General features: G+C 64.3%; 8 protein-coding genes and 1 pseudogene. 5 read left to right on the top strand and 4 right to left on the bottom strand.

The window, feature by feature from the left end; translation table 11 throughout:
* From EN914_RS17975 to EN914_RS17965, 3 genes and pseudogenes are all read left to right on the top strand, one after another.
* A pseudogene (locus tag EN914_RS17975) lies at nucleotides 1–834 on the top strand (peptide synthetase); the annotation flags it as partial.
* Nucleotides 831–1,280: a GNAT family N-acetyltransferase gene (locus EN914_RS17970; protein ID WP_024501697.1), complete on the top strand. Its 450-nt coding sequence runs from the start codon at nucleotides 831–833 to the stop codon at nucleotides 1,278–1,280. The pseudogene EN914_RS17975 and the gene EN914_RS17970, both read left to right, overlap by 4 nt.
* 47 nt (nucleotides 1,281–1,327) lie before the next feature.
* Nucleotides 1,328–1,933, top strand: a complete 606-nt coding sequence (locus tag EN914_RS17965; protein WP_050580410.1) for a 4'-phosphopantetheinyl transferase — start codon at nucleotides 1,328–1,330, stop codon at nucleotides 1,931–1,933.
* A gap of 9 nt (nucleotides 1,934–1,942) precedes the next feature.
* On the opposite strand, the gene EN914_RS17960 is transcribed toward EN914_RS17965, so the two are convergent.
* The gene (locus EN914_RS17960) at nucleotides 1,943–3,055 is read right to left on the bottom strand and encodes a KamA family radical SAM protein (RefSeq protein WP_024501699.1); all 1,113 of its coding nucleotides are present in this window, start codon (nucleotides 3,053–3,055) and stop codon (nucleotides 1,943–1,945) included.
* Between the two features lie 159 nt (nucleotides 3,056–3,214).
* Here EN914_RS17960 and EN914_RS17955 point away from each other — a divergent pair, with 159 nt between their 5' ends.
* On the top strand, nucleotides 3,215–4,150 hold the full coding sequence (locus tag EN914_RS17955; protein ID WP_024501700.1) for a hypothetical protein: 936 nt from the start codon (nucleotides 3,215–3,217) through the stop codon (nucleotides 4,148–4,150).
* Between the two features lie 28 nt (nucleotides 4,151–4,178).
* On the opposite strand, the gene EN914_RS17950 is transcribed toward EN914_RS17955, so the two are convergent.
* The 3 genes from EN914_RS17950 to EN914_RS17940 all read right to left on the bottom strand — a co-directional run bounded on the left by EN914_RS17950 (nucleotide 4,179) and on the right by EN914_RS17940 (nucleotide 6,946).
* A complete protein-coding gene (locus tag EN914_RS17950) occupies nucleotides 4,179–5,735 on the bottom strand; it encodes a serine hydrolase (protein ID WP_024501701.1) in 1,557 nt (518 codons plus the stop codon).
* Nucleotides 5,736–5,876: 141 nt separating this feature from the next.
* The gene (locus EN914_RS17945) at nucleotides 5,877–6,767 is read right to left on the bottom strand and encodes an NmrA family NAD(P)-binding protein (protein ID WP_024501702.1); all 891 of its coding nucleotides are present in this window, start codon (nucleotides 6,765–6,767) and stop codon (nucleotides 5,877–5,879) included.
* Nucleotides 6,764–6,946 (bottom strand): hypothetical protein, encoded by a 183-nt coding sequence (locus tag EN914_RS17940; protein ID WP_024501703.1) that lies wholly within the window; start codon nucleotides 6,944–6,946, stop codon nucleotides 6,764–6,766. The genes EN914_RS17945 and EN914_RS17940 overlap by 4 nt, the downstream gene beginning before the upstream one ends.
* A gap of 217 nt (nucleotides 6,947–7,163) precedes the next feature.
* Between EN914_RS17940 and EN914_RS17935 the strand changes: the two genes are divergently transcribed.
* Nucleotides 7,164–7,301 (top strand): LysR family transcriptional regulator (locus EN914_RS17935; RefSeq protein ID WP_127389185.1); only part of this gene is annotated, 138 nt, incomplete at its 3' end.

The following is a 7,301-nucleotide window of genomic DNA, read 5'->3' as shown; positions in this document are numbered from 1 at the left end:
ATGGTCCCCATCGACGGGCCGCTGCGCGAGAATGTCGGGCTCTTGGGTTCGCCTGCCTTTGAAATCCCGCGCATGGTGAACCGCGACAAGGAACTCATCGCCGGCATCGACGAGGACGACCGGCGCCGGCGCATCCCGTTGAAGAACCGCCACAATCTGGTGACGATCCTGCTGTTCGTGGCAACGCAATGGGTCATGCTGTTCGCCACGCTGGCGATCTGGGACCGGGCGCTGAACTACTACACCGAATGGGCTGAAGTCGCACTGTTCGTCGCCGTGCTCCTGACCTCGGCGATCACCATTCCGTTCTACATCTTCGTGGAACGGGCAAGTCTTGCTTTCGGCAGGCTGAAGCCGCAGATGACGACGATCTATGACGTGGCGTTCTGGCGTCATGAACGCCACTGGAAGCTGGCGGATTCGCCGATCGTGCGGCTGTTCGCCGGCACGCCGTTCCGGCCGATGATCCTGCGCATGCTGGGCGTCAAGATCGGCAGCCGTGTCTATGACGGCGGCAGCAATCTGACCGAACGCTCGCTGGTGGAGATCGGCGACGACGCCACCCTCAACGAGGGCTGCGTCATCCAGGCCCATTCGCTGGAGGAAGGCGCCTTCAAGTCCGACTTCATCCGCATCGGCAAGGGCTGCACGCTCGGACCCTCCGCGTTTGTCCATTACGGCGTCGTCATGGGCGAAGGCTCGGTGGTCGATGTCGACTCCTTCGTCATGAAGGGCGAAGAGCTGGAGCCCAACTCCATATGGCGCGGCAACCCGGCCAAGCTGCATCGCTTCGTCGAACCGATCACCGAGTCCTCGGCCAAGGCATCGGCTTGAACACCGAGGACATCCGTCTCGTTGCCGTGACCAGGGCCAACCGCGCCCTGGTCGCGGCCCTGGAACTGGCTCCGGAGCAGAGGGATTTCGTCGCCAGCAATTCGGAGTCCCTCGAAGAAGCCGAAACCGACGAAGACGCGCGGCCGCGCGCCATCATGGCTGGGACCCGTGTCGTCGGTTTCCTGATGTACGATGCGTCGGACAACGAGGCGCTGGTCTACCGCTTCATGATCGACCGCGCCCACCAGGGCAAAGGCTATGGCAAGGCCGCATTGCGCGCCTTGCTCGACGAGATCGGTAATCTCGACCATATCAGGGAGGTTTCGATCTGCTACGAGCCCGAGAACGAGGCCGCACGCCACCTCTATCGCGCAGCCGGCTTCGTGGAGCAAGGCATCGACGAGGACGGAGAAATGATCGCCGTCCTGCCGATGGTCGATCGTTGACGCCGCCCGCTGCGAATTCATCGGAGGAAACGACCCTGCTGGAGGCTATGGCCGCGATCGCGCCGAGCGGTGTCCGGATCGGATGCCGCCGGATCCGCGAAGGCGATGAAGCCCATCTGCTGCCTGGGGAAGCGCATTCCATCCCCGCGCGCCAGCCTGGCATGCGGCGCGCCAGCGGCGCGGCCCGGTGGATCGCGCACGGACTGCTGGCGGAGCTTGGCGTCGGCGACGCCGCCATCCTGCGCACGCCGTCCGGCGCGCCTGTCTGGCCCGAGGGAATAATGGGTTCGCTCGCGCACGACGACGACATGGCAGTAGCGGCGGTTGCACCGGTTGGCGATATCGCCTCGCTCGGCATCGACGTCGAGCCTGCGCAGCCTCTCCCGGATGATATTTTGGCGCTCGTGACAACACCCGCGGACCGCACCGACGCAGCCGACCGGCATCTTGCCGGCCGCATCCTTTTTGCCGCCAAGGAAGCCGTCTACAAGGCCGTCTATCCGCTCGATCGCGAGGTGCTGGGCTATGAGGACATCACCGTCGACCTGAACGCAGGCCACGCGACGACGAAGACAGGCCGCAAGGCCAGGCTCGCCTACTGCGTTGCCCCGCGCGTGGTGGTGCTGGCGTTTGTCGAGAAAGACAGGGGTTAGCGCGCAGTCCTATTCGCCAACGATCTCCGTATACGCCCTCACCTCGCCATCCAGCCCGCGCAGCCGCCAGTTCTCGCCCTCCCGTCCCTCGACATGGCAAGGCCCGATCGGCACCTTGCCGCCGCCTTCCGGCAGGTCGAGCACATAGACGGGGTTGCAGATGCCCGACAGCCGCGCCCGCAGCGCTTCGGTCAGCGCCTGGCCCTGCGCAATCGTCGTGCGCCGGTGCGCCATGCCGCGCGCGAGGTCGCCATGGTGCAGGTAATAGGGTTTGACGCCGAGGCGATACATCAGCTCGCGGCAGAGCTCCTCCAGCGCCTCGACGCTGTCGTTGACGCCTTTGAGCAGAACGCTCTGGTTGAGGAGCACGAAGCCGGCTTGCCGCAGCGTGCGGCAGGCGGTTTCCGTGGCGTGAGTGATTTCCCGCGCGTGGTTGAAATGGGTGACGATGGTGACCATCAGCCGGCCCTGCAGGGCCGCAACCAGCCCCGGCGTGATGCGCGACGGCAGCGCCACCGGAACGCGCGTGTGGAGGCGCAGCAGCCGCACATGCGCGATCGCTTCGATGCGCGCGCGGATTTCGGCCAGCGCCTTGTCGGGCAGCGACAGCGGATCGCCGCCGGTCAGGATCACCTCGCGGATTTCGGGATGCTTGGCGATATAGGCCAGCGCCGGCTCCAGCGCCTCGCGCGTATAGCCCCTGCCGATCGAGGTCAGAGATTCCTTGCGGAAGCAGAACCGGCAATAGACCGCGCATTGATAGGTCGGGAACAACAGCACCCGGTCGGCATGGCGATGCGTCAAGCGCGGCACCGGGCTGAAGTCATGGTCGGCGATCGGATCGTCGAGTTCGCCTTCCACCTCCTCCAGTTCTTGCGGAGAGGGGATGACCTGCGCCCGGATCGGATCAGCCGGGTCGTTCCAGTCGATCAGGTCGAGATAGGCTTTGGGCGCGCGCACCTTGTGGTTCGCCGCCGCGGCCTGGGCGGCTGCGCGCTCGGCTGACGACAGCGGGAGGCGGTCAAGGTCGCGGACGTGGCGCACCCCGGCGCGGACGTCCGCCTGCCAGGCGGTGTCAGGATCGGCGGAGCGTGCATCGTGGAGGTTCGTGTCTGAAGTCATCAGGGTTCTCGGGGCAGTTTCTGGCGGAGCTATCGGCCGGATGGCCAGGCGGGTCAACCTTCTGGGGTGGTCGCCGCCATCAAATCCACCGCCTGCAAATCCGTAGGTATTTAGCCAAAATGGCACTATTCTGCGCAGTCTGGGCTTCAGGGAAAACGAATGGATTTCAGCACAGGCCATGGTTACCTGCTCATCGGCGGCCTCATCCTCGTCGGTACTGGGCTGCTCATCCTGTCGCTGATCGTCAATCTGCGCGTCGCCCACAGTGTGCGCGACGACGTGCGTCATCGCGAAAAGCTGCTGGAATACTACCGTAACATCTTCTCGCAGTTGGGCGTGATCCTGATCGGCATCGGCGTGTCGCTGTTCATCTTCTTTTTCCAGCAGAATTACCAAGACCAGCGCAGACGCGAAACGGATCTCCAGCAGGTTCTGGCCAAGCTGGCGGCGCGCATCGCTCGCGGCGCTCCCCTCGTCGAGTCACTTGGCGAATTCGACGCGCTGCTGGATGACGGCGGGGCCTACGTTAGTCCCGAACTTGGTGGAACCAACGCCGCCATCGGCGCGCAGGGAGCGGAGCTTGGCAAGCAGATCCGCGAAATCCTGCTGGTTGAGCGCGACGTCGACATCCGGGACTTCGACATCCTCAACCTGTCGCGCGATTTCGAGTCGTCGTTCGTCGTCAACGAGCTCGATCCGACGCTATGGTTCGACATCGTGCGCGACGAGAGCGAGATCAAATATGCCATCACCCAACTCACCCTCGACTACAAGGACCTGCAGGATGCGATCGGCGGCGAGCCGATCGAGGTTGCGATCGCCAATCATGAAACCGAGCGCAAGATCAAGCACGAGGTGCTCGACATCTTCTACGATGCCGACCTCTTGCGCCAGCGCAGCAGGCGATTTCTCGGCCGTGCGTGCTGGCTTCTAAGCCACGGACGCAGCTTTGTCAGTCTTGCACCGGTCGAGGCGATCGAAGCCGACGCGAGGTCACATCAGGAATGGATCGACAGATCGAAGCCCTCGCTGGCACAGACGAAATCGGGCAACGGCGATTGCTTCAAACTGCTCCGATACGGCCCGGCATCCTGACTCCCGGCGGGACCGGTCGGTTTGGAAGTCAGTCCCCCACACGTTGCAGCGTGCCGAGATGATTGTCGTCGAGAAAACCTACAGTCATGGCCGACGCCTTGCCGTCAGCGCCGACCACGAAACTTACACCCGAGGGGCTGTCCGGCGTCTCCGCGTCGGGGAAGGTCAGGAAAAGATCACCGTCGAAATGCCTCAATGAATAGGACCGGCCGGCGGCCGGGCCCACCTTGAGTACAAGGTCGTCTCCCGCTTTCGACACAATCGCGTCGCCGATGAAGTCGTTGGCGTACCGGCCAGCATAGACACTGCCCGGCCCGGCTCGCCGTGACGGAGACGGCGGCGCGGCGTAGGCGGCCTTGGCCGCCGCGACCGCCGGACCGAACAGGCCCGCATAGATATCATTCCACGCCTTGACCCAGTCCTTCTCGACCTTACCGTCGAAGACGAGATCGGCGAAGCTGTCGGACAATCCCTCCGGCAGGCCAGTCGGAAAGGCGTTGGCGACGATGACTATGCCCAGCTTCTCCTTTGGGAAGACTGTCACCAGGGTACGCGCGCCGACGCTGAAAGCGCCGGCGTGGCCCCAGCTCAGGCCGTGTCGGCCGAATTCGACATTCCAGCCGAGGCCGTAGAACGATGCGCCGCCTGAGACGGGGTTGTTGCCGCGCGCTATCAGCGGAACATGCGTCTGGCTTAGCGCATCGGCGGCAATCAGTGTCTTGCCGGCATAAACGCCGTTGTGGAGGATGAGGCGCACCCATTGCGAGAGGTCACGTGCCGTAGAGCTGACGCCGCCGGCGGGCGCCTGCGCATCCGGATCGCGCTCTATCCTCGCTGCCCAGGCGCCATCGACCTTGACGTGAAGCGCGGCGCGGTTGGTTCGCTTGACGAAGTCCGAATGGCGGGAACTCGTGGAGGCCATGCCCAGCGGACGGTAGAGCTTCTCCTCGGCGACCTGCTCCCAGGGCTTTCCCGTCGGTGTCGCGGCTGCCACGGCACCCTCTGTCAATCCGAAATTGCTGTAAGAATACCCGGCCCGAAAGCTCGACGATGGCGGCACGAACCGCAGGCGATGCAGGATCTCGACGCGGTCGTAGCCAATGTCCTCGAGGTCGTCTCCGGCGGTGCCTGGAAGCCCGCTGCGATGCGAAAACAGGTCACGGACGGTGAGCTGGCTTGCCGGATAAGGATCGGCCAACCTGAAGGCCGGATCGAGATCGGCGATCTTCGAATCCCAGGACACGATCCTGTCGCTAACCAACGCCGCTACGACGGTGGCGGAAACCGGCTTGGAAAGGGAGGCGATCTGGAACACCGTGTCGGCGTCGACGGTCTCAGGCTTGCCGACCTCGCGATGCCCAAAACCCTTGAGGAAGATCACCTCGTCATCGCGCACGACGCCGATGGCGAGCCCGGGTACGGCACCGTCTGCGACGGCGGCTTCGGCAAGCGCTTCGAGCTTCGACAGGGCAGCAGTGATGCGCTCGGGCGTGAGGCTATCGGCCGGCGCCGCGTGCGGCCAAAGCGCCATTGCGGCGATGAAGACCCAAACCCTCCACTGACAGAGATTCCGATTCAGCCGCATGCACAAGCCTCCTCCCAGGAATTCACATGACCATGATACAGGCCCGCACGGGTGAGACCAGCCCTTCTCGGGCGGCTCACGCCGCGAGCCGGATTCATCGGCCGCGCCGACGACGTCAGCTTCAGCGCCGCGCTCCTGTTCCTACCGCCCAGCGGCGTCCGCCATCGCAACAAAGGCGCTCTCGATGGTCTCGAAAGCCAGCTCCGGATACAGCACCCCGGCTTCCGGCGTGGCCGTCTCGAGCGCGGTCTCGCCGCGTATCCAGAATGCCCGCAGCAGTCCAAGCCAGGGGGCTGACGCGATCATCGCCTCAAGCTCCGCCGCACTCTGAGGCACGATGCGCGGCGAGCGGCCGCTCACCCGGCGCCACAGATCGATCATTTCGTTCTGGGTGATCTTGTTTCGGGCGATGCGGATCTCGCTGCGGTTGGCCTTGGGATCGTTCAACGCGCGCAAGGTGACGGCGGCGATGTCCTTCTCGCTGACAAACGTCGCCGGCACATCGCCACCGCCATAAAGCGTCACCTCATCGGGCGGCAAGGGCGACGAGCCGAAGCGCATCAGATCGCCCAGCGTCGCCACCCAGGTCGAAAAGAAGCCGTTGGTGTAGATCACCGTGTAGGGCAGATCGGCTTGCCTGATCGCGTCGAACACGCCTCGCTTGAGATCGAGCGGCGGGATCGAGCCCGGGGCGGCGGCGGCGAAGTCGAGGCCGAAGCCGGCGGAAGGCACATAGCGGGAAACGCCGGCATCCCTCAGCGCCCGCACCAGCGTCATCTCGCTGGCCGAATGCACATGCACCGAGCTGATGACGCGGTCCACCGCACCGGCGGCGCGGACAAGGCTGTCATAGTCGTCGAGATCGCCGACGTGGATTTCGGCGCCGAGCTCCTTCAGCGAACGCAGCCGCTCTTCATCGCCGGCTGTTGCCGCACGAACCAGAACGTGCAGGCGATCGCCATTGCGGGCGCTGGCCTTCGCCATCTCGCTGCCCAGCAGCCCCGTCGCGCCGATGATCAGGGTGCTGGTCATATCGACCTCCCGTTGGGCAGGATGGAGCCGTCCCAGTCGCGCTCGAATCCGATGTCGTGCAAGCGATGGTTCGAGGAGCGTGAAACTTGGCGCAGCATGCGGCGGCGCTCGACGACTGCAGAGGCTCTGAGTGCAAGACCGCTCGTCGCGGCGCTGATGGATTCGAGAATCGGTTTCATGGTTCGTCTCCTGTGGTTCAGTAGGCGCAAGCGTGCCGACGCCGTCCGCAAGGGGACAAGCATGACGATTGCTCACACTGTTTCTGGTCGTTCAGCGCAGCGGCGAGATGGGAAAGCCGATCAATATCCGCTGCTACCCCTATATATTGGACATTTCCGGGCTGGACGACAAACGACTCTTTGTGCATGATTTGTGAGCAACACTCACAGGTGGACCATGCCGCGCAGACTGCCGCCCCTCACTGCCCTGCCCGCCTTCGAGGCTGCCGCCAGGCATCTGAGCTTCTCCAAGGCGGCGGGTGAGCTCAACGTAACCCATGGCGCGGTCAGCCGCGCCATCCGCAACATCGAGGAC

It is taken from the genome of Mesorhizobium sp. M7A.F.Ca.CA.001.08.2.1 (genome assembly GCF_003998455.1).
Taxonomy (GTDB): Bacteria; Pseudomonadota; Alphaproteobacteria; order Rhizobiales; family Rhizobiaceae; genus Mesorhizobium; species Mesorhizobium ciceri.
Note: the sequence above shows the minus strand (reverse complement) of the source record. Positions and strands in the feature narration are given on the sequence as shown.